Origin of the sequence: Sinomonas atrocyanea, from assembly GCF_001577305.1 — a bacterium.
In the GTDB taxonomy this organism is placed as follows: Bacteria; Actinomycetota; Actinomycetes; order Actinomycetales; family Micrococcaceae; genus Sinomonas; species Sinomonas atrocyanea.
The window spans coordinates 3,682,579-3,706,303 of the sequence record NZ_CP014518.1 but is presented as its reverse complement, the minus strand read 5'-3'; the positions used below and the strand labels follow the sequence as shown (position 1 = coordinate 3,706,303).

General features: G+C 72.1%; 20 protein-coding genes. 8 read left to right on the top strand and 12 right to left on the bottom strand.

Annotation, left to right across the window (positions count from 1 at the left end):
• Positions 1 to 39: 39 nt before the first annotated feature.
• Positions 40 to 573, bottom strand: a complete 534-nt coding sequence (locus SA2016_RS17020; protein ID WP_066500388.1) for a DivIVA domain-containing protein — start codon at positions 571 to 573, stop codon at positions 40 to 42.
• Positions 570 to 1,721, bottom strand: a complete 1,152-nt coding sequence (locus SA2016_RS17015; RefSeq protein WP_218030608.1) for a globin domain-containing protein — start codon at positions 1,719 to 1,721, stop codon at positions 570 to 572. Before SA2016_RS17015 ends, SA2016_RS17020 begins: the two co-directional genes overlap by 4 nt.
• A gap of 281 nt (positions 1,722 to 2,002) precedes the next feature.
• Between SA2016_RS17015 and SA2016_RS21555 the strand changes: the two genes are divergently transcribed.
• On the top strand, positions 2,003 to 3,073 hold the full coding sequence (locus tag SA2016_RS21555) for a hypothetical protein (RefSeq protein WP_157089144.1): 1,071 nt from the start codon (positions 2,003 to 2,005) through the stop codon (positions 3,071 to 3,073).
• Here SA2016_RS21555 and SA2016_RS17010 read toward each other — a convergent pair.
• Entirely contained in the window at positions 2,956 to 4,311 is a 1,356-nt protein-coding gene (locus tag SA2016_RS17010; RefSeq protein ID WP_066500385.1) for an MFS transporter, read from the bottom strand. The two genes, SA2016_RS21555 and SA2016_RS17010, sit on opposite strands and share 118 nt — an antisense overlap.
• Before the next feature lie 530 nt (positions 4,312 to 4,841).
• Here SA2016_RS17010 and SA2016_RS21045 point away from each other — a divergent pair.
• Both SA2016_RS21045 and SA2016_RS17000 read left to right on the top strand, forming a co-directional pair.
• Positions 4,842 to 5,138 (top strand): hypothetical protein, encoded by a 297-nt coding sequence (locus tag SA2016_RS21045; RefSeq protein ID WP_084249609.1) that lies wholly within the window; start codon positions 4,842 to 4,844, stop codon positions 5,136 to 5,138.
• Positions 5,065 to 5,937: a phosphotransferase gene (locus SA2016_RS17000; protein WP_084249608.1), complete on the top strand. Its 873-nt coding sequence runs from the start codon at positions 5,065 to 5,067 to the stop codon at positions 5,935 to 5,937. The genes SA2016_RS21045 and SA2016_RS17000 overlap by 74 nt, the downstream gene beginning before the upstream one ends.
• A 254-nt stretch (positions 5,938 to 6,191) precedes the next feature.
• Here SA2016_RS17000 and SA2016_RS16995 read toward each other — a convergent pair whose 3' ends face one another.
• From SA2016_RS16995 to SA2016_RS16975, 5 genes are all read right to left on the bottom strand, one after another.
• Entirely contained in the window at positions 6,192 to 8,120 is a 1,929-nt protein-coding gene (locus tag SA2016_RS16995) for an FAD-binding monooxygenase (protein ID WP_066500379.1), read from the bottom strand.
• Positions 8,121 to 8,262: 142 nt separating this feature from the next.
• Complete coding sequence (locus tag SA2016_RS16990; RefSeq protein ID WP_066500376.1) at positions 8,263 to 9,039, bottom strand: IclR family transcriptional regulator; 777 nt, start codon at positions 9,037 to 9,039, stop codon at positions 8,263 to 8,265.
• A 9-nt stretch (positions 9,040 to 9,048) separates the two neighbouring features.
• Entirely contained in the window at positions 9,049 to 12,237 is a 3,189-nt protein-coding gene (locus SA2016_RS16985; RefSeq protein WP_066500373.1) for a beta-phosphoglucomutase family hydrolase, read from the bottom strand.
• Positions 12,238 to 12,340: 103 nt separating this feature from the next.
• On the bottom strand, positions 12,341 to 12,835 hold the full coding sequence (locus tag SA2016_RS16980; protein ID WP_066500371.1) for a PaaI family thioesterase: 495 nt from the start codon (positions 12,833 to 12,835) through the stop codon (positions 12,341 to 12,343).
• Between the two features lie 82 nt (positions 12,836 to 12,917).
• A complete protein-coding gene (locus SA2016_RS16975; protein WP_066500370.1) occupies positions 12,918 to 13,706 on the bottom strand; it encodes an SDR family oxidoreductase in 789 nt (262 codons plus the stop codon).
• Between the two features lie 93 nt (positions 13,707 to 13,799).
• Here SA2016_RS16975 and SA2016_RS16970 point away from each other — a divergent pair, with 93 nt between their 5' ends.
• Complete coding sequence (locus SA2016_RS16970; protein ID WP_141305603.1) at positions 13,800 to 15,044, top strand: MFS transporter; 1,245 nt, start codon at positions 13,800 to 13,802, stop codon at positions 15,042 to 15,044.
• 105 nt (positions 15,045 to 15,149) lie between these two features.
• On the opposite strand, the gene SA2016_RS16965 is transcribed toward SA2016_RS16970, so the two are convergent.
• Positions 15,150 to 15,842 (bottom strand): response regulator, encoded by a 693-nt coding sequence (locus SA2016_RS16965; RefSeq protein ID WP_066502762.1) that lies wholly within the window; start codon positions 15,840 to 15,842, stop codon positions 15,150 to 15,152.
• Complete coding sequence (locus tag SA2016_RS16960) at positions 15,839 to 17,452, bottom strand: ATP-binding protein (protein WP_066500369.1); 1,614 nt, start codon at positions 17,450 to 17,452, stop codon at positions 15,839 to 15,841. Before SA2016_RS16960 ends, SA2016_RS16965 begins: the two co-directional genes overlap by 4 nt.
• A gap of 217 nt (positions 17,453 to 17,669) precedes the next feature.
• On the opposite strand from SA2016_RS16960, the gene SA2016_RS16955 reads away from it, so the two are divergent.
• From SA2016_RS16955 to SA2016_RS16945, 3 genes are all read left to right on the top strand, one after another.
• Positions 17,670 to 18,518 carry an ABC transporter ATP-binding protein gene (locus SA2016_RS16955; RefSeq protein WP_066500368.1) on the top strand — a complete coding sequence of 283 codons (849 nt, stop codon included), beginning with the start codon at positions 17,670 to 17,672 and terminating at the stop codon, positions 18,516 to 18,518.
• On the top strand, positions 18,515 to 19,399 hold the full coding sequence (locus tag SA2016_RS16950; protein WP_141305602.1) for an ABC transporter permease: 885 nt from the start codon (positions 18,515 to 18,517) through the stop codon (positions 19,397 to 19,399). Before SA2016_RS16955 ends, SA2016_RS16950 begins: the two co-directional genes overlap by 4 nt.
• A 61-nt stretch (positions 19,400 to 19,460) precedes the next feature.
• Complete coding sequence (locus SA2016_RS16945) at positions 19,461 to 20,573, top strand: ABC transporter substrate-binding protein (protein WP_218918321.1); 1,113 nt, start codon at positions 19,461 to 19,463, stop codon at positions 20,571 to 20,573.
• 181 nt (positions 20,574 to 20,754) lie between these two features.
• Here the strand turns inward: SA2016_RS16945 and SA2016_RS16940 are convergent, their stop codons facing one another.
• Positions 20,755 to 21,753, bottom strand: coding sequence for an aldo/keto reductase (locus SA2016_RS16940; RefSeq protein ID WP_066500362.1), 999 nt, complete (start codon positions 21,751 to 21,753; stop codon positions 20,755 to 20,757).
• Positions 21,754 to 21,840: 87 nt separating this feature from the next.
• On the bottom strand, positions 21,841 to 22,494 hold the full coding sequence (locus tag SA2016_RS16935) for a trimeric intracellular cation channel family protein (RefSeq protein ID WP_066500358.1): 654 nt from the start codon (positions 22,492 to 22,494) through the stop codon (positions 21,841 to 21,843).
• Positions 22,495 to 22,585: 91 nt separating this feature from the next.
• On the opposite strand from SA2016_RS16935, the gene SA2016_RS16930 reads away from it, so the two are divergent.
• Positions 22,586 to 23,686, top strand: coding sequence for a carboxylate-amine ligase (locus SA2016_RS16930; RefSeq protein WP_066500356.1), 1,101 nt, complete (start codon positions 22,586 to 22,588; stop codon positions 23,684 to 23,686).
• Positions 23,687 to 23,725 lie beyond the last annotated feature (39 nt).

Genomic DNA, 23,725 nt, shown 5'->3' with positions numbered 1-23,725 from the left:
GCGGCTGGGGTCGGCGGGTCGACGGGAGAAGAGGGAAGGTCAGCGGGGATTCTGGTCCTGGGAGCTGCCGAGCGCCCGCTGCGCGCCCGGGACGTCACCGAGCCGGTCGACCTGGGCTGCGAGGGCATCGATGACCGCGCGGAGCTGGACCTGGGCGACCTTGGTGTAGGTGCGGACGTACTCGATCTCGTCGATCGGGGTGTGGTACTCGGGACCCCCGGCAGGCGCGGCGGGCGCGGCGGCCGGTGCCTGGTTCCCGGCGGCCTGCTCGGCGCGCCGGAGGATCTCGCTGTACTGCGTGCGGGCGCTGGCCACGAGGTCCTTGGAGTACTGTTCGGCTTCCGCGACGAACTTCTCGGCCAGGACCTGGGCCTGGCTGATGATCCTGACCATCTCCTCCTTGCCGGCCGTCTCCCGGGCCTCGAGCTGGACGCGGTCGGCGTCCAGCTGGTCCGAGACGGCCTGGAGGAAGCGGCGCACCGCCTGGGGGTCGTAGCCGTACTCCACCTGGTGGAAGGTGGCGGTGCGGACGTCGGACGGGCTGATCCGGGTTCCGTTCGTGGTGGTGCTCATCGTGTCCCTTCTAGCTGCTCTTCTCCGGTGGGTGAGGAATTGTCCTCGACGCCGGTGTAGTCCTCGTACCGGATGTCGCCGCGGGGCACTCCCGCTCCGACGAGTTCGCCGACGGTGTGGGAGACCATGGCGCCCGAGCCGCACACCAGCGCCAGGCGCCCCGCGGCGGACGGGTGCGAGGCTGCGGCGGCGCCGACCCAGCCGCGGTAGCCGGGAAAGGTCGCGTCGTCCGAGACGACCGGGTGGAAGGAGAACCACGGCTCGCGGGCGGCAAGGTCCGCGAGCCGCGCCTCGTCGTAGAGGTTCCAGGGCACACGGGCGCCGTGGAAGAGGTCCACGCGGGGCCCGGAGCCGTCCTGGCGCCACCTGGCCGCAACGCCGTCGAGGACGGCAGAGAGCGGTGCGAGGCCGGTGCCGCCGGCCACCAGCAGGAGGTCGCGGCCGCCGTCGGCAGTGAGCTGTTCGCCCACTGGCGCGCCGACCCGGATCACGTCGCCGGGGGAAGTCTTGCGCACGGCCGCCGTGCTGAAGAGGCCGCCGGGGACGAGCTGGACGTGGAACTCGACGGTGCCGTCGGGCCGGGGCGCGTTCGCCGGGCTCAGGTAGCGCCACGTACGGGGCAGTGCAGGGACCTCCACAGCGACGGACTGGCCCGGGACATAGGTGAAGTCCTGGGGAAGGCGCACCTGCAGGACGGCGACGTCGAGGCTGCGGCGGTCGACGGCGGTCACCTCGCCTTCCCACCACGGCGGCGTCTCGTCCGAGGCGTCCTCGGCGGCGATCACCATGACCTTGGCGATGATGCCATAGGCCTGAGCCCAGTCCTTGGCGACCGCGTCGGTCCATTCGGCGCCGACGAAGCGCTGAAGCGTGGCCAGGAACGAGGACCCGACCATCGAGTAGTGCTCGGGGATGACCGAGAAGCGCCGGTGGTCCCGGCCGAGCTGGCGCACGAACTCGCCCACGTCGTCGATCCGGTCGACATGGCTGATGATGTGGCCCAGGGCCGCGAACAGCTTGTCCCGCTGGGCGCCCATCGCCACGGGGAACATCTCCCGGAGTTCGGGGTGGTGCGCGAAGAGGTGCGAGTAGAAGTACAGCGGGACGTCGTCCCCCAGGCCGGCCGCGATCGACCACGTCCGCTTCAAGGCCCCCGAATCCACGTAGCCGTCCCTTCTGCGCTGTGCGCGCGGTGCCTGCATCGGTCGAAATGGCCCCTTCGAGCCAAGCCCCCCATGCAGCCAAGGGCCGCCACCGCAGAAAACTACACGCCTTGGATACCCAATTCCAGTCGGGGGGACGGCCGGGCGATTCCAGTGGCACATCGTGAGCGGGACGTGGGAGGCTGGGTGTTTTGCCCGACCCACCACGCCGTCATCCGGCGCCTCCTTGGTTGACCCTGCCCCGCGTGCCCCGGGAGGATTGATGGATGCCTACCACTCCACCGGGCCTGACCCTGGCACTGCGGCTCGTCGGCGAGGGCGTCCCCGACGGGCTCGCCGCCGTGCTCGCCGAGGCCTGCGCCGTTCCGCCCGGCCGCCGCACCGGCGAGGCCGCCGGCTGCGTCCTGGACCAGGCCGGGGCGCTCCGCGTGGTCGAGCTGCTCGAGGGGCAGCTGGGTCCGCAGGTGACGACCCGGGATGCCGTGGTCGCGCTGCTCGGCGCCGGCGCGGTGCTGTTCGGGGCGGAGGAGTCCGCACGCCTCGTGCTGCGGCACATGCCCGCCGCCGAGCAGGCGCTCGAGGAGATGGCGCAGGAATCCGAGGAGGCGGCCTGGGACGACCCGCTGCTGTCCGTGGAGGCCAAGGCCGAGCCGCTGATGATGCGCGCAGCGCTCGAGCTCGCCGCGGCGTCGGATCCGCACTTCAACCGCGAGCTGTACATGGACGAGTCGGTCCTGCTGCCCGGATTCATGATCGTCCCGCAGGGCAACGCCGACTCGGTCGAGCTCAACGGCGCGCTCGTGAGCACGCCGGGCGGCTTCGTCTTCGTCCTCAGCGACGGCCTGCTCTCCGCGGAGACCGCCGGCCTCCTGCCCGTGGAGCGGCTCGGGAAGGGCGCGCAGGAGTTCCTGCTGGGCCAGATCAGCGCCGCGGTGTTCCTCGTGCCGGACTCGGTCGAGGAGGTCGAGGCGGGGGAGGGCACGGAACTGGGCCGGTCCCCGGACGGCGAGCTGTACGCCCACTTCGAGGTGCCCCCCGCGGGGTGGTCAGCATCGGCCTGGTCTACTCGCACTGGCCCGCGAGCAGGCAGGAGGTCCTGCTGCGGCGGTTCGAGACCGTCATGGGGCGCGTCGAGGAGGCCCTGCAGGCGGCGTGACGCAGTGGCGGCCCCGCACCCAAAAGGTGCGGGGCCGCCGTCGTGCGTCGGAGGGTGCGCCGGTCAGTCCTCGGCGGCGACCGTCACGGCAGGGGCGGGGATCGGCTCGATCCTGCCCATGAGGAGCAGATACGAGGCCAGGCCGCCCACGAGGGCGACGCCGCCGATGATGAACGCGTAGACGAAGTGGCCGGTGGCGTCGACGATGAAGCCGGTGACGATCGGCGCGGCGACGCCCGCGAGCAGGTTCACGCAGTTGACGATCGCGGCCAGGGAGCCGGCGCTGCCCTCCGGTGCGATCAGGGCCGGCAGCGAGTTGCTCGTCACGTACACGAGCGCGATCCCGGCGCTGCCGATGGCGATCCACGTGATCGCCACGATCGGGGAGTTGCTGAACGCGGCGCCCACCGTGAAGAGGGCCACGATCATCCCGGCGACGAGCACACCCTTGCGGACCTTGTCCGCATTCGCCCCGCGGCCGATCACGCGGTCCACCCACCAGCCGCCGATCGTCAGCTCGGAGACGAACATGGCCAGGGCCGGGACGGCGGCGTAGATGCCGCTCTGCAGCACGCTCTGGTTCATGCTCGTCTGCATGTAGCCCGGCAGCCAGGTCAGCAGCATCCACAGCACGTAGCCGGCGCCGGCCAGGCCCAGCGACAGCCCCCAGACCTTGCGCTGGCGCAGGAGGTAGGCGATGGTCGACCAGTCGCTCGCGGGGCGCACGTCCTCGCTCGTCGCGCCGCCGTCGATGATGTAGCGGTACTCCTCGGCCGAGAGCGAGCCCTTGGACAGCTTGTGCTTCGGTCCGGTGTAGCGCCAGAGGAAGGCGCCCAGGAACACGAGGGAGAGGACGGCCTGGAGCCAGAAGGCCTCGCGCCAGCCCCAGGTGGCGACGGTGAAGGCGATGAGCGGCAGGCCGAGGACGTTGGCCAGACGCGTCCCGCTGTCGAAGATCGCGGTGCACAGGCCCCGCTCGTGCCGCGGGAACCAGAGCCCGGTGGCCTTCATCGCGCCGGGGAAGGCGGGGGCCTCCGCGACGCCGAGGAAGACGCGGGCGAGGACGATCACCCAGGCGCCGGAGGCGATCGCCGTCAGGACCGAGGCCACGGTCCACAGCACGGCGCTGGCACCCCAGACCTTCTTGACGCCGAAGCGGTCCAGCAGCATGCCGGAGGGGATCTGCATGATCGCGTAGGACCACAGGAAGGCCGAGGAGAGGACTCCGAACTCGATCGCGGTGAGGCCGAACTCCTTGGTGAGGGGGCCCTGCGTGACCGAGATCGAGAGGCGGTCCACGTAGTTGATGAGGATGCCGAAGCCCATCAGCAGCGCGATGCTCCAGCGGGCCTTGCCACGCGGGCGCACCGCCTTGACCGCAGGCTCGTGGTGGGTGTTCTTGGATGCTTGAGACAGCAAAGGAAGCTCCTGGGCAATGAAGAGGGGGACTCACTGCACGAAGCCGGGCGTGGTGCGCTCCGGCCCGTGCGCGGCAGGCCCGCCGTGGCGGTGCCGCCGATGGTCAGCTGCGGTGGAGTGCTCTGCGTCGAACGTGGCGTCAGGCGAGACCGATGGGCGGCCGCGGACGGCCTATCGGTCTCGGACGTCCACGGACGATCAGAGTCTGGGGAAGGCGGCGACGTTGCCGGCGCTTCCCGGCGCGCACCGAACTCGCCTTCAGCGCGGCGCCAGCAGAGGGATTCATCGGATTGCCATTTCTGTGTCGGTGGGGCCGCCGAGTGAGCTGCCTCACGGTCCGGATTGGTATACCCAGAGTAGGACCCTCACTTAGGATTTCGCAAGAAGAAATTTGGATTTCACAAGGTGGAAATATTTGCCGGTCATCACACGGCCTCTGGCCTCCCGCGCTGCGCCGTCCGTAGGCTTGGCCCCAGGCGCCCGGCGAGCCGCCGGGATGCCACCCACGCACGGCGAAGGGGCTGGCACAGATGACCAAGACGCACGTCCATGAGTCACACCGGATCTCCGACCACGAGCACGGAGACGGCTGCGGCCACGAGGCGGTGGAGCACGGCGGCCACGTCGACTACGTGCACGACGACCACCGCCACTTCCTCCACGGAGACCACTACGACGAGCATGAGCACGTCGCCGAGCACAGCGCCCAGGACCACCGGCACGGGCCCGGCTGCGGCCACGAGGAGATCCAGCATGGCGACCACGTCGACTACGTCCACGACGGCCACAAGCACGCCGAGCACGAGCACCACTACGACGAGCACTGAGGAGGTCCCGCTCGCCGGCGGGGACGTCACCGAGGGGATCGTGCGCGTGGGGGACACGGTGCGCCGGCCCCTCGGGCCGCATTCGCCGCTCGTCCACGCCGTCCTGGCGCACCTCGAGGCCGTGGGGTTCGCGGGCTCCCCGCGGTTCCGGGGCCTCGACGGGCGCGGCCGGGAGGTGCTCACCTTCATCGAGGGCGAGGTTGCCGGGCGCCCGCACCCTCCATGGCTCGCCGACGATTCCCGGCTCGCCTCGGTGGCGCGCCTCCTGCGGGCGTACGACGACGCCGTGGCCGGCTTCGCGCCCCCGGCGCACCTCCTCGAGCCGGTCGCCCCGCCGGAGCTGCCCGGCATGCCGCCGGAGCCGGATGCGGCCCCGGAGCTGATCGGGCACCTGGACATCACGCCCGAGAACGTGGTGTTCCGCGGCGGCGAGGCCGTGGCCCTCATCGACTTCGACCTGGTCCGCCCGGCCACCCGCGTCGACGAGGTCGTGAACCTGTGCCTCCATTGGGCGCCCCTGGCTCCCGAGCGGGACCGCAGCGACGCACTCAGGCGAGTCGACGCCGTCGTGCGCACCCGCCTCGTGGCGGACGCCTACGGGCTCGACGGCGCCGGCCGCGCCCGTCTCGTCCCCACGGCCGTGCGGCGGACCGAGCGGTCCTGGCACCTCATGCGCCACCGCGCCCAGACGCTCGGGGGCGGCTGGGCGCGGATGTGGGACGACGGGGTGGGGGAGAAGATCCAGCGCCGGCTTGCCTGGCTCGAGGCCGAGGGGGAGCGGATCAGCGCGGCGCTCTAGCCATCGATCCGCGCTGTAGCCACCGCCCTGCTCCCCTCGCCCCTGCCCTCCGACCTTGAGGGGTCTGTGGCAGCCCCATTGCGGGGTCACGTCCTGCACCTTGAGGGGTCACGTCCGGCGCCTTGCGGGGCCATTGTCAGGACCTTGACTCCTTGAGGACGCGGAGATGACTCCCCAACGCCGCGGAGGTGACTCCCCAACGCCGCGGAGGTGACCCCTCAAGGGCGCGGAGGTGACTCCTCGAGGGTGGGCACTCAGACCCGCGCGGGCTGCGGCGCCGGCAGCAGGATCCCGTCGAAGAACCCCGCGAGCTCGGCGTGGGCGTCGAGCGGGAGGACCTGGGCCACGTACTGGTCAGGGCGGACCACCACGATCGCGCCGCGCTCGCGGTCGATCCCGCGCTCGTCGAAGATGTCCCGGCCGGCCTTGAGGTCCGGGGCGAACATCTTCTCGTAGTCCACCAGCCCGAACCGGCCCTTGCGCGGCTTGAGGAACTCAGGCAGCTTCTCCACCGCGAGGTCCCGGTGGCCCTGCTGGAACACCGCGCGCACATCGAACACCGCGTCCGGATCGGCGCCGTTCGGCGTCAAGTGCAGCACCGGCGACTCGGGGGACTCGGCGAGGAAGCGGCAGAACCGGGCAATGCCGGACTCGGCGGAATGCGGGTCGCCGGCGCCGGCGAACGCATAGATCCGCCACCGCCCGTCCGCGCGGGCCACCTGCCCGAGCCCGATCTCCTTCGCGTCCGCCACCCGGACCACCGGCGCCGAGTAGAACCGCTGCCCGACCGGGAAGCCCGCCGCGGCCGACTGGTGCTCGCCCGAGCCCGTCAGGGCCCCGGGCGCGTACTCGGTCGCGAAGCCGGCCGTGAAGCGGCCCGCCTCGGTGAAGATGCGCTGCTTCTCCGCGGCGTCCACCCCGCCGGCCTCGGGACGGTCGGGGTCCTTGGGCCTGGCCGCCATCATGGTGGAGAAGCGCAGGTCGAAGTCGATCAGCTCCTGCGCGATCGCGCGCCGCTCCCCGGCGTATGTGTCCAGGAGCGACTCCGGGCTGCGCCCCTCGAGCACCGCCGCGAGCTTCCAGCCCAAGTTGAAGCCGTCCTGCATCGAGACATTCATCCCCTGGCCCGCCTTGGCGCTGTGGGTGTGGCAGGCGTCCCCGGCGATGAACACGCGCGGGGTGCGCGAGCCGCGCTCGGCGTCGGGCACGTCGTCGAACCGGTCCGCGATCCGCTGCCCCACCTCGTACACGGACCACCACGCGGTGTCCTTGACCTCGAGGGTGTACGGGTGCAGGACCTTCTGCGCCGCCTCGACGATCGACTCGCGGGTGAACCGCTTCCTGGCCTCGCGGTCGCCCGGCTCGAGGTCGCCGAGGTCCACGTAGAAGCGGACCAGGTAGCCGCCCTCACGGGGGATGATGAGGATATTGCCGCCGGAGGGTCCCTGGATCACGGACTTGAGCCGGATGTCCGGGAAGTCCGTCACCGCGAGCACGTCCATGACGCCCCACGCGTGGTTGCGCGCATCGCCGCGCAGTTCGATCCCGAGCGACTTCCGCACTGCCGACCGGGCGCCGTCGCATCCCACCACATACTTCGCGCGCACGACGGCGGTGTCCCCGCCCTCGCGCCGCAGTGTCACCTTCACGGGGTGGTCGCCGCCCCCGGGCAGGATCTCGACGTCGGTGGCCTCGAGCCCGTAGTCCGGCACGAGCCGTGAGGGGGAGGTGCGCATCTTCTCGAGGAGGTAGTCCTGCATGCGGGCCTGGTTGACGATCACGTGCGGGTACTCGGACAGGCCCTCCGCCACGTCCCGGATGCGGCCGGTGCGGGCAATCCCGCTGCCCGCCGGCCCCCAGAAGGCGGTCTCGTTGACCCAGTAGGCCTCACGGAGGAGCTTCTCGGAGAGGCCGAACGCGGTGAACATCTCCACGGTGCGGCACGCGACCCCATCGGCCTGGCCGAGCTCGAGCGGGCCGCCGCGGCGCTCCACGACGCGGGTGGTGATGCCGGGGAACTCGGCGAGCTGGGCGGCGAGGAACACGCCGGCGGGGCCCGTGCCGACCACGAGGACGTCCACCTCCTCAGGCAGTGCGCCGCTCCCCGCAGCGGGCTCGACGCGGGGGGCCGCGGGGCGGTCTTCGGGGTCTCCGGGACGGTAGCCGTCAAGGTAGAACTGCACAGACGCTCCTCGTTGCTCGCTAGCGGTTCTGGTCGGCCCCGCGGGCGGCACTGCCCGCGGGGCCCTGCTTCGAGGGTAGTGACAGGTATCACGGAAGGACCCTGTCCATTCTGTTGTGCAGAATCGATGCGCCTGAGACGGCTTAGATTGCGAAGTCGCGCTGGAGCGCTGCGCACGCGGCCCGCAGCGGCGCGACCGTCTCGGGCCGCTCGAGGGCGGCGGCCCGGGAGATCGGGGCGCTGAGCGTCACGGCGAGCGTGCCGGGCCGTTCCGGCAGCGCGAGCGCCACGCCCACCGCGGCGATCTCCGGCTCGGTCCGGCCCAGGTTGCGCGAGTACCCCCGCGCCCGGGTCTCGGCGAGCTCGCGGCGGAGGTCCGCGAGCTCTGCAGGGGTGAGGGCGTGGCCGCCCAGCTGCGCACCCCGGCCCGTGTACAGCTGTTCCACCACCGCATCGGGCAGGGCCGCCAGGGCCGCGAGGCCGCCCGAGGAGGTCAGGGCCGGGAGCACCGTGCCCGTGCGGTCCCCGACGCGCAGGAGCTGCGGGCCCTCGGCCGAGAAGAGGAAGCGCACGGAGGCGCCCACGCGCTCCACGAGGTTCACGGTCTCCCGGCTCTGAACCGCGAGGGCCTCGAGGTGGGGGCGGGCCGTCGCGACGAGGCCGCGCACGTGGCGCTGCGCGGGCCCGGCGGCGAGGCTGGGGCCGGCGGTGTAGCGGCGCTGGTCGTCCTGGAGGGCGAAGCCGCGGAACACGAGGGTGGACATGAGCCGGTGGGCGGTCGAGGGGGCCACCCCGAGCTCGCGTGCCGCCTCGGCGATCCGCAGCCACTCGCGCTCCTGCAGCAGCAGGAGGATCCGCAGCGCGTTGTCCACCGAATCGACCGCGTACTCCGGCCGCTTCACGATCCGCGTATTCTGCATAGCAGAAGGCTAGAGGGTGGGCGCCCCCTCGGCGAGAGGCACAAGCCTGAACCGGTGCGCGGCGCCCGGGTGGAGCAGGGCCTCGTCGGCGCCCACCCGGACGCGGACAGGTGCGGCGTCGCCGGGTGCCGATACCACCTCGAGGGCCTCGTGGGTGAGGCTGACATCCAGGAGCTGGTCCCGGTAGCGCACCCGGAAGGAGACCGAGCGGACTTCCCGCGGCAGCCGCGGGGCGAAGACGAGGTCGTTGCCCGTCAGGCGAAGGCCCGCGAAGCTGCGCTGGACCACGTCGATCGAGCCCGCCATGGCGCCCAAGTGGATGCCCGTCTGGGTCGTGCCGCCCTGGGTGTCGTCGAGGTCGGCATCGAGGACCTCGCGGAACGTCTCCCACGCCCGCTCGGGGTCCCTGCGGGCCAGCACCGAGGCGTGTGCCACGCGGCTGAGGGTCGAGCCGTGCGCGGTACGGGCGAGGTAGTAGTCCACGGCCCGGTCCAGCTGCTCCGCCGTGACGGTGTAGCCCAGGCGTGCCAGTACGGCGAGCAGCTCCTCCTCGCCGAGGAGGTAGAGCAGCATGAGGGTGTCGGCCTGCTTGGCGAGCCGGTAGCGGTTGGTGGTGTCCCCCTCGGCCTCGAGGATCAGGTCGAGCCGCTCGATGTTGTGGTATTTCTCCCGGTACGCCTCCCAGTCCAGCTCCTCGAGGTCCTCGTAGCCGGCGAACTGGCTGATGATCCCGCCGTCGTGGAACGGCACCGACATGCGCCTGCTGAGGTGCTCCCAGCGCCGGACCTCCTCCGGGTCGATCGCGAGCCGCGCCACGAGGTCTTCCCGGTCGTGGCCCGCGACGATATCGAGGATCCGGCAGGCCTGCTGGCAGGTCCATGCGGCCATGACGTTCGTGTAGGCGTTGTCGTCGAGCCCGGGCGTGTCCCGGTCCGGGTAGCCGGTGTGGTACTCGTCCGGTCCCATGACGCCGCGCACGTGGAAGCGGTCCTCGGCGGCCTCCTGCTCCGCGAGCGAGGCGAACAGCCTGGCCACCTCGACCACGAGCTCCGCGCCGTGCCGCAGCAGCCAGAAGCGGTCCTGGGTCGCCTCGAAGTACTGCCAGGCGCTGAATGCGACGGCCAGCCCCACGTGCCGCTGCAGCCGCGAGACGTCCGGGATCCAGTGCCCCGAGCGGCGGTTGAACAGCCATCGCGGCGTCTCCTCCCGCCCGTCGCTCCCGCTCTGCCACGGGAACAGCGCGCCCTTGAGCCCAGCCGTGGCCGCCGCGAGCCTCGCTGCCGGCAGCCGCCGCCACCGGTAGGCGATGAGCGAGCGGGACACAGCCGGGATCCGGGACGTGATCAGCGGCAGCACGAACAGCTCGTCCCAGAACACGTGCCCGCGGTAGCCCTCGCCGTGCAGGCCGCGGGCGGGCACGCCCACGTCCAGCTCGGTGACGAAGGGCGAGAGGGTCTGGAGCAGGTGGAACACATGCAGGTTGACCACTGGCTGGACGTCCGGGGCCGCGTCGATCGCCACCGTGAACAGCCGCCGCACGCGTTCCCACACCAGGCCGTGGGCTGCGAGCAGCTCGTCGAACCCGCCCCGGCACCGGTCGAGCACCGCGGCGGCCCCCGTCCGGGGCGAGGAGACGGCGCGGTCCCGCGAGGTCGCATAGGCGGCCGTCTTGACAACGCGCACGGGCACCCCGTCGTGGAGCGCGAGGGCGAACTGGCGGTAGTGCAGGCCGCCCACCTGGCCGCCGGTCGATCCCGCGGGCACGCGCCCGTCCACCGTGTGGCGCAGGGCCACGGCGATCCGGACCCCGCTCTGCAGCGTCTCGGCCTCGATCACGACGCCGGCCTCCGCCTCCGCCTCACTGTCGCCGCCCGCGGGGGTCGCGTCGCGCAGGTGCCGGCGGGCCAGGAGGGCGTCCTCGAGCACGTTCTCGTTCGCCACGTCCACGTCCACCCCGCTGCGGACCTCCGCCTGCCCGCTCCAGCCTTGGGCGGTGACCGTGGTCTCGAGGGCCATGAGCTGCTGCTCCGCCATCGAGACGAACCGCCGCTGCTGGACGCGGAGCCGCCGCCCGGCGTCGTCCTCGAGGTCCACCTCGCGGCGCAGCAGCGCGGCACCGAGGTCCAGCACGCGGCGCTCGCGGCGGACCGTGAGGCCGCCCCGCGACCACCACTCGCCCCCGGCGACCCGCAGGTCCACGGGGAGCCAGTTGGGGGCGTTGACCAGGTGCTCGTCCTCGGTCTCCTGGTCCTGGACCAGATTCACCACCCGGTTGTACACACCGCTGAGGTACGTCCCCGGGTACCCCGTGCCGCCACGGATCGACTCCGGGGCGGCCCCGCGCACGCCGATGTACCCGTTGCCGAGGGTGGTCAGGGCCTCCCGGTGGCCCTCGTGCCCGGCGTCGAAGCCCTCGTAGACGAGCGTCCAGGGATCCGCGAGCACGAGGCCCAAGTCCAGCTCGCCGACGTCGCGGAGCACGAGGTCGGCGCCCGCGTCCTCGAGCTCGGCCCGCCGCCCGCCCCGGTCGATCCCCACGACGAGCCCGAACCCGCCCCGCCGGCCGGCCTGCACCCCGGCCACGGCGTCCTCGATGACCACCGCCCGGGGCGGATCCACCCCCAGCCGACGGGCGGCCTCGAGGAAGAGGGCCGGATCCGGCTTGCCCGGGAGCCCGAGCTCTGCCGCCTCGTTCCCGTCCAGGACGAGGCTGAACGCATCCTGGAGGTGGGCCGCCTCGAGCACCGGACGGGCGTTGCGGCTCGAGGTCGCCAGCGCCACGGGGATGCGCCCGGCGCGCAGCCTGGCCACGAGGTCGGCGGACTCGGGGAAGACCTCCACCCCGGACGCCGCGAGGCGCCGCGCGAAGAGCTCGTTCTTGCGGGCCGCGAGCCCGTGCACAGTCCACGCCCCGGGTGCGTCCCGTTCGTCCCCGGCGGGCAGGGTGATGCCGCGCGCGGCCAGGAAGGCGGAGACCCCCTCCTCGCGGGGGCGCCCGTCCACGTACTCGAAGTAGTCCTCATGCCGGAACGGGCCGGTGTCGGCGCCGGCGCCCACGCGCGGGTCCCGCAGGACCGCGTCGAAGAGCTCCCGCCAGGCGGCCTCGTGCGCGGCGGCCGTGTCCGTGACGACGCCGTCGAGGTCGAAGATGACCGCGTTGAACGGCGGCTGGATCGCTTCCACCGTGGGGGACCGCATGGCCCATGCCTACCAGCGCGGCGCGGCCACCTCAACAGCCCGCGCGGATTGGCGCGTCGGCGTCACCCGGTCCGCCCCGAAATCCCCCAGTCCGGCGATCCGGCTAGGCCTGCGTGCCCGGAGCTGTCTCCTGCGCGCGCCCTTCCCCTTCGCGGTCCCGTCCCGCGGACGGCATGGGGACGTAGGTGAAGGTCGAGGTGGCGAGGACCTTCCCGCCGGCGTCCGCCACGTCCACGGAGGCCACCACGATGGTGCGCCCCGCGCGCACGATCCGCGCCGTGGCGATCGCCGGACCCACGCGCGAGTTGTCGATGAAGTTCAGGCTGGACTGTGCGGCGAGCGGAAAGTGGCCAGGCTCCACGACCTGCATCGCCAGGAACGTCCCGGTCACGTCCGCCGCACCGAACAGCGCCGTGGCGGCGAACATCCCGCCGGCCTGCCGCAGGCGCGCGGCGAGGGGCATGCGCATGGCGAGGGACGCGCCGTCGCACGCGTGCGGCTCGATGGCCAGGGTGTCCGTGATCTCCTCGAAGCCGATGCCGGCGCGGAATGCGTCCCATCGGATCACGAACTCCTCGAGGCTGGTGGGCACGGGCATGCGGGGTCCTTTCGCTCAGGCGGGCGTCCCTGGTGGCTCCGGGAGCGGCCCGCTGGTGCCACCGTCCCCGGGGCCCGGCAGGTTACTCGGCGCCGCCCTGAGGGGCGCCGCTCTGAGGGGCGCCGGCGTTGGCGCGGCCAGCGATCCACCCCGCGACCCCGGGGCCCAGGATCTCGGCACCGGCAGGAGCCAGGAGCGCCCCGTTGGCGAATCCCGGCAACGGGGCGTCCACCGCCACCACCGGGCGCGGGTCCTGCCGGGCGAGCAGCAGGCGGCGCACGAGCTCGGGCAGCCGCACGGCCTCCGGGCCGGCGATCGTCGTGTCCCGGGCCCTGCGGCGCGTGGCCTCGCGGACCAGGACCTCGGCCACGGAGGCGACCGCGATGGGCTGGACGTACCAGTCCTGCACCGTGACGCGGTCCTCGGCGTAGTCGACGGCGCTCGAGTGCTCCGCGAACTCGAACCACTGGGCCGAGCGGACCACGGAGACCTCGAGCCCGCTGTCCCGCACGGCCTCCTCCTGGTCGCGCTTGGCGACGTAGTAGCTGAAGGTGTCGAAGTCCGGCTTCTCGATGTTGGCGATGGAGAGCAGGACGAGGCGCCGCACCTCCGCCTCGACGCACGCATCCACGAGGTTCCGCCCCGACCGCACGACGGCGTCGAAGCGGCTCATGCTCGCGTCTGGCGGGGTGGGGCTCGAGGCATCGATCGCCACGTCGGCGCCGTCGAGCGCCTCGACGAGCCCCTCGCCCGTGACGAGGTTGACCCCGGCGCTGCGGGTCATCACCACCACGTCGTGGCCCTGCTCGTCCGCCAGCGCCGCGACCCGCGACCCGGCCGTCCCCGTTCCACCCACCACGGCGATCCTCATGGGGCCAGCCTAAGCGCCAGGGTGGCGGCCGGGGGCGTCTCGTTGGGCGGGCGGAGTCGAAGCCTCTGTGGTCTGACCGCTACGCTCTGACGCATGGCACGAGTGATCCATGCACCCGAAGCACGCCCCCGGGCCGCCGCACCTCCCAGCCGGGCCCGGCTCGCGTTCCTCGGGCTGTGCCTCGTGCTCATCGGGCTGAACCTGCGCACCGCGTTCTCCAGCTTCGGGGCCGTGCTCACGGAGGTCCGGGCCAGCGGCTCGGTGCCGGAGTGGGGCATCTCCCTGCTCACCACCGCGCCCGTGACGCTGCTGGGCGTCTTCGCTCCCCTCGCGCCGGTGCTCTCGCGGAGGCTCGGCTCCAAGCGCGTGCTCCTCGGGGCCATGGCCGTGCTGACCGCGGGGCTGCTCGTGCGGCCGTCGGAGTGGGGGCCGGCCGGGCACCTGCCGGGGCTCATCCTCGGGACCGCGCTATGCGGGGCGGCGATCGCGCTGTGCAACGTGATCCTCCCCAGCGAGGTCAAGCAGGACTTCCCGCACCGGCTCGGACTCATGGGCGGCCTGTACACCGCGGCGATCGTCGCCTCCGCCGCCCTGGGGGCGGGCTTCACGTACCCCGTGTTCCAGGCGACCGGATCGTGGAGCTCGGCCCTGCTCTTCTGGGCGTTCCCGGCGCTGGCCGTGGCGGTGCTGTTCGTTCCCGTGGCCGTGCGCGCGCGCCACCGCGGGACCCCGGCCGGGCATCCCGCCGAGGCCGGACCGGGCGTGTGGCGCTCGTCCACCGCGTGGCACGTGACCCTGTACATGCTCTTCCAGGCCATGACGTCCTTCAGCGTGTTCGCCTGGCTGTCCCCGATCCTGCGCGAGCGCGGGATCGACGGCGCCACCGCCGGGCTCATGGTCTCGGCCTCGATCGTGCTCCAGATGCTCGGCTCCCTGTTCGCGCCGAGCCTGGCCGCGCGCCTGTGGGACCAGCGCGCGCTGAACGTCACCCTCGCCGTGATGACGTCCGTCGGGTTCGCCCTCAGCGTCCTCGGGCCGCTTCAGCTCATCTGGGTCTGGATCGCGCTCCTGGGCCTCGGCCAGGGCGCCCTCACCGCGGCCGCGCTGACCCTGATCATGCTCCGCACGCGGCACGGCCACACCGCCGTGAACCTCTCCGGGATGATGCAGGGCATCGGCTACGGGGTCGGGTCCGTGGGCACGCTCTTGGTGGCGCAGATCCACCAGGCGACCGGCAGCTTCGCCCTCGCGGGCTGGGCGTTCCTGGCCATCGGCGTCGGCGCCTCGGTGTTCGGGTACCTCGCCGGCCGGCGGCGCAACGTCGACGACGCCGCCTGAGCCACCTGCGCCCCGTCCGCAATTGGTGACTTGAGCACGGTGCGAGGACTCGGCACCGTGCTCAAGTCACCAATTGCGCGGCCCGAGCACCGCAGGGCCAGCGGGTCAGCCGCCCGGGACGTACGTGTTGACCGGTCGCCCCGTTGCCCCGTACTCGAGGTGCAGGGTGAGCCGGCCCTTCCGCTCGAGCTCGCTCAGATAGCGCTGGGCCGTGGGGCGGGAGATCCCGATGAGGTCGGAGACGTCCTGGGCGCCGAGCGGACGGCCGGCACCCAGGACGGCGTCGAGCACCTTCTGCATGGTCGGCGGCAGGCGCCGCGCGGAGCCCGGGCCGGGGCCCGCAGCGGCCGTCGAGGCGCGCTGGGACGCGAAGAGCGCGTCGACGTCGTTCTGGCCGGTGATCCCCGTCCGGCTCCGGGACTCCGCGTCCGCCCGCCACCGCCGGTACGCCCCGAGCTGGGCCGCGAGCTGCTCGAACCCGAACGGCTTCACGAGGTAGTGCACGGCTCCGCCGCGCATCGCGGCGCGCACGGTCGCGATGTCCCGCGCGGCGGTGATGATGATGACGTCCACATCGTGCCCGGCCTCGCGCAGGGAAGCCAGCAGGGCGATGCCGTCCTCGTCGGGCAGGTACACGTCGAGCAGCACGAGGTCGGGGCGCTCGCGGGCGATGGCCTCGCGCGCCTCCGCCGCGGTGTGCGCCTCGCCCACGCACTCGTACCCCGGCACGCGGGCCACCTGGGCCGCGTGCAGCCGCGCCACGCGGAAGTCGTCGTCGACCACGAGAACCCTGATCACGGCCGCGCCTCCCCGCCCTCGCCCCTCGGAATCCACACCTCGAACCGCCCGCCGGGCCCGGCGAACACGTCCATCGTGCCACCGGCACGCCGCACGATCCGCGTCACGAGAGCGAGCCCGATCCCGCGCCGCAGGTCTGGCTTCCCCGCCCTCCCGGGCTTGGTCGTGTACCCGTCGCGCACGACGTCGTCCACCGCCTCCGCGGGCACCCCCGGGCCGTTGTCGGTCACCGAGACGAAGACCCCGGACGAGTCGTCGAGGGTGAGCGTGACCTCCCGGGGCCCCGGGAGCCCGGAGACGGCGTCGACCGCGTTGTCGAGGAGGTTCCCCACGATCGTGAGCAGGTCCTGCGTTCCGAGGCCGGGCTCGCGCAGGTGCGAGTCCTCGGAGACGGCCAGGCGCACGTCCTGCTCGGCGGCGATGGTGATCTTGGCGTGGATGAGCGCGGCGAGCTCGGGCGGCTCGATCCGCGCCCGCAGCCCCTCGCCGAGGGAGCGGGACGAGTCCGAGATGCCGGAGATGAACGTCCGGGCCTGTTCGGGCTCGCCGAGGTCCAGGAGGCCCCCCACGGTGTGCAGGCGGTTGGCGTACTCGTGCTCCTGCGCCCGCAGCGCGTCCATGAGCCCCTCGAGCGAGCGGAGGTCGCGGACGAGGGCCTCGACCTCGGTGCGGTCGCGGAGGGTCACGACCGCGCCCACGCTGCGCCCGCCCACGCTCACGGGCCTGCGGTTGGCCACGAGAAGTGCATCCTCGGTGATGACCGACTGGTCCTCGCCCGGCGCATCGCCCGTGAGGATGTCGCGGAGCCGGCCGGGCGGGATGAGCTCCGAGACGGGCTGGCCCAGCGCGGTGTCCCCGAGGTGCAGGAGCCGCCGCGCCTCGTTGTTGATCACGGTGACGCGGCCGTCGTCGTCGAGCCCCACCATGCCCTCGCGGATTCCGTGCAGGAGGGCCTCCCGGTCCTGCAGGAGCGAGGCGATCGCCGCCGGCTCGAGCCCGAACGTGGCCCGCTTGATGGTCCGGGCGAGCAGGAACGAGCCGGCCCCGCCGAGGAGCAGGATGAGCGCGGAGTACGCCGCGACGGTCCCGGCGTCCTGCGTGAACTCGGTGCTGACCGCGGTCTCGAGGATGCCCACCGAGACCTGCCCCACGACGTGGCCGCCGGCATCGAGGATTGGGGCCTTCGCGTTCGCCGAGTCCCCGAGGCTGCCATGGTTCGTGCCCAGGTGGCTCTGCCCGTCGAGCACCGCGACCGGCTCCTCGAGCCGCTGCCCGATGAGCGAGGGCGTGGGGTGCGAGAACCGGATCCCCTCCCGGTCCGTGACCACGACGTAGTCCGTCTTGGCCCGGACCCTGACCTGCTCGGCGAGGGCCTGGATCTGGTGGCCGGGATCGCGGGAAGCCAGGTCCGCGGTGACCTCGGGCATCTGGGCCACGGACTCCGCGACCCCGAGGGCGCGCAGCTGGAACTGGTTGTCGAGGATCTGGCCCGTGATGCGGTCCGCGACGAAGCCGCCGAGGGCCACGGTGAGCACGATCAGCACGAGGGTCCATACGAGGATCTGCGAGGCAAGCGGACGGTCGGCCCACCAGTCCCGCGCACGCCTCATTGCGGCACGCCCTGCCCCGAATGAGCAAAAGGCTCGAAATACGTTTTAACGCTGATAACCCTCGCAAGACGCGCAAGGCTGGCTGCGGGAGGTGACATTTTCCTACTGTCAGTGCAGCCGATGTGATCCATTTCACGGGGCATGGATTAAGGATCCACCAGACAATGGCGTCCCTGCAAATTCTGTGGGCGTACAAAGACAGAGAGGTCTTTTGACCATGGGAGTAATTCATCCCATCCGGCCGCCGGCCATCGGCGCCGAGGATGCGGGGATCGAGATCTCCGGACTGACCAAGCGCTACCTGACCCCGAAGGGCGAGACGTTCACCGCCATCCGCGACGTCACGGTCACGGTCGAGCCGGGACAGTTCTGCTCGATCGTCGGCCCCACCGGCTGCGGCAAGTCCACCACCCTGGCCCAGGTCTCCGGGCTCGAGCGGCCCAGCGAGGGCTCGGTGCACGTGGGCGGGCGGCGGGTCGAGGGCGTCACGAACGGCGTGAGCTACATGTTCCAGGCGGATGCCCTGTTCCCGTGGAAGAGCGTCCTCGCGAACGTCATGATGGGCCCGGTCCTCCTGGGCACCCCGAAGCGGGAGGCCACCGAGCTCGCCCGGGACTGGCTGCGGCGTGTGGGCCTGGCCGGGTTCGAGGACCGCTACCCGCACCAGCTCTCCGGCGGCATGCGCAAGCGCGTCGCCATGGCCGCGGCCCTGATCAACAACCCGCGCATCCTGCTCATGGACGAGCCGTTCGGCGCCCTCGACGTGCAGACCAAGGCGATCATGCAGAACGAGCTCCTCAAGCTGTGGGAGGAGCTGCGGCCCTCGGTCCTGTTCATCACCCACGACCTCGACGAGGCCGTGGCCCTCTCCGACCGGGTGGTCATCATGACCAGCAGCCCCGGCTCGGTGAAGGACGTCTTCGACATCGACCTGCCCAGGCCCCGCGGGAACGTCCAGGAGATCCGGCACGAGGAGCGGTTCCTCGAGCTCCAGGGGCACATCTGGGACTCGCTCAAAGACGAAGTCACGCGGGCCTACGCGCGCACGGCAGGGGTTGGAGCATGACGGCCATGGCAGAGGAGAAGGTGCGCGCCGCCGAGGGGCGCAAGGACCAAGGGGCCGAGCTCCAGGAGGCCGCGCGGGCATCCTTCCGCAGGCGCCGGACGCTGATCTGGGCCGGGCGCATCGCCCTGGCGGTGGCCGTGGTGGGCGGCTGGCAGTGGTTCACCGAGGAGGGCTGGGTGGACAAGTTCTTCTTCGGCCAGCCGTCGGAGATCTGGAACAGCCTCGTGCGGCTGTTCACCGAGGGCACCGCGTTCGGCACCATCTGGGAGAACCTGTGGGTCACGGTCCAGGAGGCGTTCCTCGGGTTCCTGCTCGGCACGCTCGTCGGCGTGGTGCTGGGGATCCTGCTGGGGTCCAACAAGTACCTCTCCGCCGTGATCGGCCCCTACATCCGGATCGTGAATTCGATCCCCAGGATCGTGCTCGGGTCGATCTTCATCGTCGCGTTCGGCCTCGGCGTCTTCCCGAAGATCCTCCTCGCGGCGGTGCTCGTGTTCTTCGTGGTCTTCTTCAACGCGTTCCAGGGCGTGCGGGAGGTCGACCAGAACCTTGTCGCCAATGTGCGGGTGCTCGGTGCCTCCCCGTTCCAGGTGGCCCTGCACGTGACCATCCCGTCGGCGATGACCTGGATCATCGCGAGCCTCCACACCGCCTTCGGGTTCGCGATCATCGGCGCGCTCGTCGCCGAGGTGCTCGGCGCCCAGCAGGGCGTCGGGCTGATCATCAGCCAGGCCCAGGGCACTTTCGATCCCAATACGGTGTTCGCCTGCATGGTCATCATCGCGGTGATCACCCTCGGCGCCGAATTCCTGATCAGCCTGCTGGAGAAGTCCCTCCTCAAATGGCGGCCGCCGAACCGCTCCGAGGCGCAGGCCATCTAGCATTTCTTTCCCTTTTCACCCGGAATTTCCAGCAGGAATAACACAGAGGATGCGTAAAACAATGAAGATGAAGCGCAGCATCTACGCCGCAGCCGCCGCCGGAGCCGTGGCGCTCACCCTGTCCGCCTGCGGCGGGGGCAGCGCCGCCTCGAGCGGGAGCACCGCGAGCAGCGGCCAGAGCGCGGACAGCGCGAGCATGCCCACCGTCAAGCTCATGGTGGGCGGCATCGACAAGCAGATCTACCTGCCGTACCAGCTCGCGCAGCAGCTGGGCTTCTACCAGAAGTACGGCGTCAAGGTGGAGCTCTCCACGGAGCAGCAGGGCGGCGTCGGCGCCGAGGACGCGATGGCCTCGGGCCAGGTCGACATGGCCGGCGCCTGGTACATCCACACGGTCGACTTCCAGTCCAAGGGCAAGAACGTCGTCAACCTGGTCCAGCTCTCCGGCGCCCCGGGCGAGCGCATCATGTGCACGCCGAAGGCCAACGTCCACTCGGGAGCGGACCTCAAGGGCAAGACCGTCGGCGTGACCGACCTCGGCTCCGGCACCGACGAGCTCACCCAGTTCATCGTGTCCAAGGCCGGCCTGTCCAAGAACGACTACCACACGATCGCGGTGGGCGCCGGTGCCACCGCGATCGCGGCCATCCAGCGCGGCTCCGCCGACTGCGTCATGACCACCCAGCCCACGGTCGGGGCGCTGGAGGCGAAGAACCTCGCCGTCCCGGCGATCGACCTCGCGACGGCGGACGGCGCCAAGGCGGCGCTCGGCGGCACGCTCCCCTCGGCGGGCCTGCTGGCCCAGGCGGACTGGGTGAAGTCCCACGAGGACGCGGCGCAGAAGGTCGTCGACGCGCTCGTGGACACGATGCACTGGATCAGCACGCACTCGGCGGCGGACATCGCGGACAAGCTGCCGCAGTCCTACGTCCAGAACGCCACCATCACCAAGGACCAGTACGTCAAGGCGCTGGACCAGGACAAGGCGCAGTTCCTGCCGGACGGGATCATGCCCGCGGGCGGCCCCAAGACGATCTTCGAGGAGGAGAAGACCATCGGGGTGGACACCTCGAAGATCAAGATGACGGACACCTTCACGCAGAAGTACGCCCAGGCGGCGCTCAAGCTCGAGGGCTACACCGCGGCCTCCACGCCGGCGGGGGAGGACGGCTGAGGCCTCCCGGTCGCCGCACGGGTGCCTGAACGGGACCACTCACACCGGCGGCCCCGCACCGAGAAGGTGCGGGCCCGCCGTCGTGCGCTCCCGCGTCCGCAAATGGTGGGTTGAGCACGGTCCTGCAGGTCTGCACGGTGCTCAACCCACCATTTCGCGGGGCCGGGGGCCGGGGGCCGGGCTAGCGGCTCGTGTCGATGCTGCTCATGTCCCCGTAGCGGGAGCCGACGACCGCGTCCCGCGGCACCGCGCGCTCGAGGGCCTCGAGGTCGTCCCGGCTCAGCTCCACGTCCAGCGCCGCGGCGTTCTCCTCGAGGTACTCCACGCGCTTGGTGCCCGGGATCGGGACCACGTCCTCGCCCTGCGCGAGGACCCAGGCCAGCGCGATCTGCCCCGGCGTGACCCCCTTCGCGGCGGCGATCTCCTTGACCTGCTCCACGAGCCTGAGGTTCGCGTCGAGGGCCTCGCCCTGGAAGCGCGGGAAGTAGCGGCTGCTGCGGGAGTCGCCCGCCTTCGCGAGGGACTCGGCGGTGATCCGGCCCGTGAGGATGCCCCGTCCCAGCGGGGAATAGGGCACGAGGCCGATCCCGAGCTCCCGGAGGGTGGGGAGGATCTCGTCCTCGAGGTCGCGGGTGAACAGCGAGTACTCGGTCTCGAGGGCCGTGATCGGATGCACGGCGTGCGCGCGCCGGATCGTCGCCGCGGAGGCCTCCGAGAGGCCGAGGTGGCGGACCTTGCCCGCCTGGACCAGCTCGGCCATCGCGCCGACGGTGTCCTCGATCGGGACCTTGGGGTCCACCCGGTGCTGGTAGTAGAGGTCGATGTGGTCCACGCCGAGGCGCTGCAGGGACGCGTCGCACGCCTCGCGCACGTACTCCGGGGTGCCGCTGATGCCGAGGCGCTCGCCGTTCGGTCCGCGGACGTTGCCGAACTTCGTGGCCAGCTGGACCTCGTCGCGGCGCCCCGCGATCGCCCGGCCCACGAGCAGCTCGTTCGTGAACGGCCCGTACATGTCCGCGGTGTCCAGGAACGTGATCCCGAGCTCGAGCGCCCGGTGGATGGTGGCGAGGCCCGCGGCCTCGTCGGGGGTCCCGTAGAACTCGGACATGCCCATGCAGCCGAGGCCGAGGGCGGAGACGGTGAGCGGGGAGGCGGTGCCGAGGGTTCGTGTCTGGGTCATGGTCCTAGCCAACTCCCTCGGGTGGGGAGCGCGTCAAGGCCCCCGCGCCGAACACCGTCCGGAACGGGGCGGACGACGGCGCGCGGCTCACTCCCGCGCGGGGGCCTCCCCGCCGCTGCGGTGCCGGCTGGAGGCCGCGAGCGGGACCCGCCAGCGCAGGCGCAGGGCGAGGATGCGGAACGCGAAGACGACCACCGCCACGACCACGCCCGCGGCCGTCGAGTAGAGCCCGAGGGGCCACAGGGCGGCCACCGCCCCGGCGCCCACCATCGCCGGGATGGCGTAGAGGTCGTGCCGGTCGAAGAGCCCTGGCCGGACGTTGGCCACCGTGTCCCGCATGAGGCCGCCGCCGATCGCGGTCACGGTCCCCAGCAGCGCCGCCGAGACCGGGTTCACCCCGTAGCTCAGGGCCGTCACGGTGCCGGTGATGCAGAACAGCGCCAGCCCCGCGGCGTCGAACGTCAGGAGCGTCCGGCGCGCCTTCTGCACCGCGGGCATGAGGAAGTACACCACCGCCGCGGCCAGGACGGGCGGGGCGAGGTAGACGGGCTCGGCGAACGAGTTGGGGAAGCGCCCCAGCACGAGGTCCCGGATCACGCCGCCGCCGAGCCCGGTGAGGGAGCCCAGCATCAGCGAGCCCACGATGTCGAAGTTCTTCTGCACGGCCAGGAGGCAGCCTGAGACGGCGAAGAAGAACACCCCGAGGAGGTCGAACACGAGGGACCAGGTGCGGGCATCCATGCACCCAGAGTAGGGCCGGCCGCTGCTCCGGCCGCCGCGCCGGGCGCCGGGGGTTGTCCGCGGGGCGGCAGGGGTTGGCAGAATGGCCGGTATGCGGAGCTTTGGGGCGGAGGAAGAGCTGCTGATCGTGGACCCGGACACGGGCGCCCCCCAGCCGCTCGTGGACCGGGTGCTGGCGGTCATGGGCCGTCCGCGGGACGTGGAGCGCGAGTTCAAGCTCGAGCAGGTCGAGGTCCAGACGGAGCCCTGTCTGACCCACGAGGAGCTGCTCGGGCAGCTGTACCACGGCCGCCGGGCCCTGGACCGTGCGGCGCGGCAGGTCGGCGCCCGCATCGCGGCGCTCGGGACCTCGCCGCTGAGCTCCGCGACCCACCTCAGCGAGGGGGAGCGGTTCGCCGCGATGGCCGAGGACTACCGCCTGACCGCCCTCGAGCAGCTCACGTGCGGGCTCCACGTGCACGTGTCCATCGCCTCCGCCGAGGAGGGCGTGGGGATCCTCGACCGGATCCGCGAATGGCTGCCCCTGCTCGCGGCGCTGAGCGCGAACTCGCCGTTCTGGCACGGGGCGAACACCGGCTACGCGAGCTTCCGCACCCAGGTGTGGAACCGCTGGCCCACCTCCGGCCCTCAGGAGCCGTTCGGCTCGGCCGAGGCCTACAACCGGCTCGTGGCGTCCATGGTGGGCACCGGCGGCATCCTCGATGCGGGCATGGTGTACTTCGACGCCCGCCTCTCGCGCCGCCACCCGACCGTAGAGGTCCGCGCCTCCGACGTGTGCCTCAACGCCGCCGACTCCGCCCTCGTCGCGGTCCTCGTCCGGGGCCTCGTCGAGACCGCCGCACGCGAGGCCGCCGAGGGTCGGCCGCCGCTCGGGACCCCCGGCGCGGTGCTGCGCCTGGCCGCCTGGCGCGCCAGCCGCTCGGGGCTCAACGGCGACCTCGTGGACCCGCTCGGCGGCCGGCCGGTCCCGGCCGAGGACGCCCTCGCCTCCCTGCTCGAGCATGTGGGGCCCGTGCTCCGCGAGACCGGCGAGCTCACCGGGGCCGAGCGGGCCCTCCGGGGCGTGCTCGCCCGCGGCTCGGGGGAGCGGGCCCAGCGCGAGGCCGCGTCCGACGGCGAGGGGCTGGCCGCCGTCGTGCACGCCGCCGTGGAGGCGACCCAGCAGCGCGACGGCGGGTGGGACATCCCCTAGCCCCCGAGGAGCCACGTCCGTCCCCGCCCCCGCCCCGTT

Excerpts from the sequence above, each read along its gene's own strand:
- SA2016_RS21555 (WP_157089144.1), top strand. The coding sequence starts at position 2,003 with ATGCCTACCACTCCACCGGGCCTGACCCTGGCACTGCGGCTCGTCGGC.
- SA2016_RS16955 (WP_066500368.1), top strand. The coding sequence starts at position 17,670 with ATGGGAGTAATTCATCCCATCCGGCCGCCGGCCATCGGCGCCGAGGAT.
- SA2016_RS16985 (WP_066500373.1), bottom strand. The coding sequence starts at position 12,237 with ATGCGGTCCCCCACGGTGGAAGCGATCCAGCCGCCGTTCAACGCGGTC.
- SA2016_RS16980 (WP_066500371.1), bottom strand. The coding sequence starts at position 12,835 with ATGCCCGTGCCCACCAGCCTCGAGGAGTTCGTGATCCGATGGGACGCA.
- SA2016_RS16945 (WP_218918321.1), top strand. The coding sequence starts at position 19,461 with ATGAAGATGAAGCGCAGCATCTACGCCGCAGCCGCCGCCGGAGCCGTG.
- SA2016_RS16940 (WP_066500362.1), bottom strand. The coding sequence starts at position 21,753 with ATGACCCAGACACGAACCCTCGGCACCGCCTCCCCGCTCACCGTCTCC.
- SA2016_RS16930 (WP_066500356.1), top strand. The coding sequence starts at position 22,586 with ATGCGGAGCTTTGGGGCGGAGGAAGAGCTGCTGATCGTGGACCCGGAC.
- SA2016_RS16975 (WP_066500370.1), bottom strand. The coding sequence starts at position 13,706 with ATGAGGATCGCCGTGGTGGGTGGAACGGGGACGGCCGGGTCGCGGGTC.
- SA2016_RS16950 (WP_141305602.1), top strand. The coding sequence starts at position 18,515 with ATGACGGCCATGGCAGAGGAGAAGGTGCGCGCCGCCGAGGGGCGCAAG.
- SA2016_RS16935 (WP_066500358.1), bottom strand. The coding sequence starts at position 22,494 with ATGGATGCCCGCACCTGGTCCCTCGTGTTCGACCTCCTCGGGGTGTTC.
- SA2016_RS16990 (WP_066500376.1), bottom strand. The coding sequence starts at position 9,039 with ATGCAGAATACGCGGATCGTGAAGCGGCCGGAGTACGCGGTCGATTCG.
- SA2016_RS16970 (WP_141305603.1), top strand. The coding sequence starts at position 13,800 with ATGGCACGAGTGATCCATGCACCCGAAGCACGCCCCCGGGCCGCCGCA.
- SA2016_RS17000 (WP_084249608.1), top strand. The coding sequence starts at position 5,065 with ATGGCGACCACGTCGACTACGTCCACGACGGCCACAAGCACGCCGAGC.
- SA2016_RS21045 (WP_084249609.1), top strand. The coding sequence starts at position 4,842 with ATGACCAAGACGCACGTCCATGAGTCACACCGGATCTCCGACCACGAG.
- SA2016_RS17020 (WP_066500388.1), bottom strand. The coding sequence starts at position 573 with ATGAGCACCACCACGAACGGAACCCGGATCAGCCCGTCCGACGTCCGC.
- SA2016_RS16960 (WP_066500369.1), bottom strand. The coding sequence starts at position 17,452 with ATGAGGCGTGCGCGGGACTGGTGGGCCGACCGTCCGCTTGCCTCGCAG.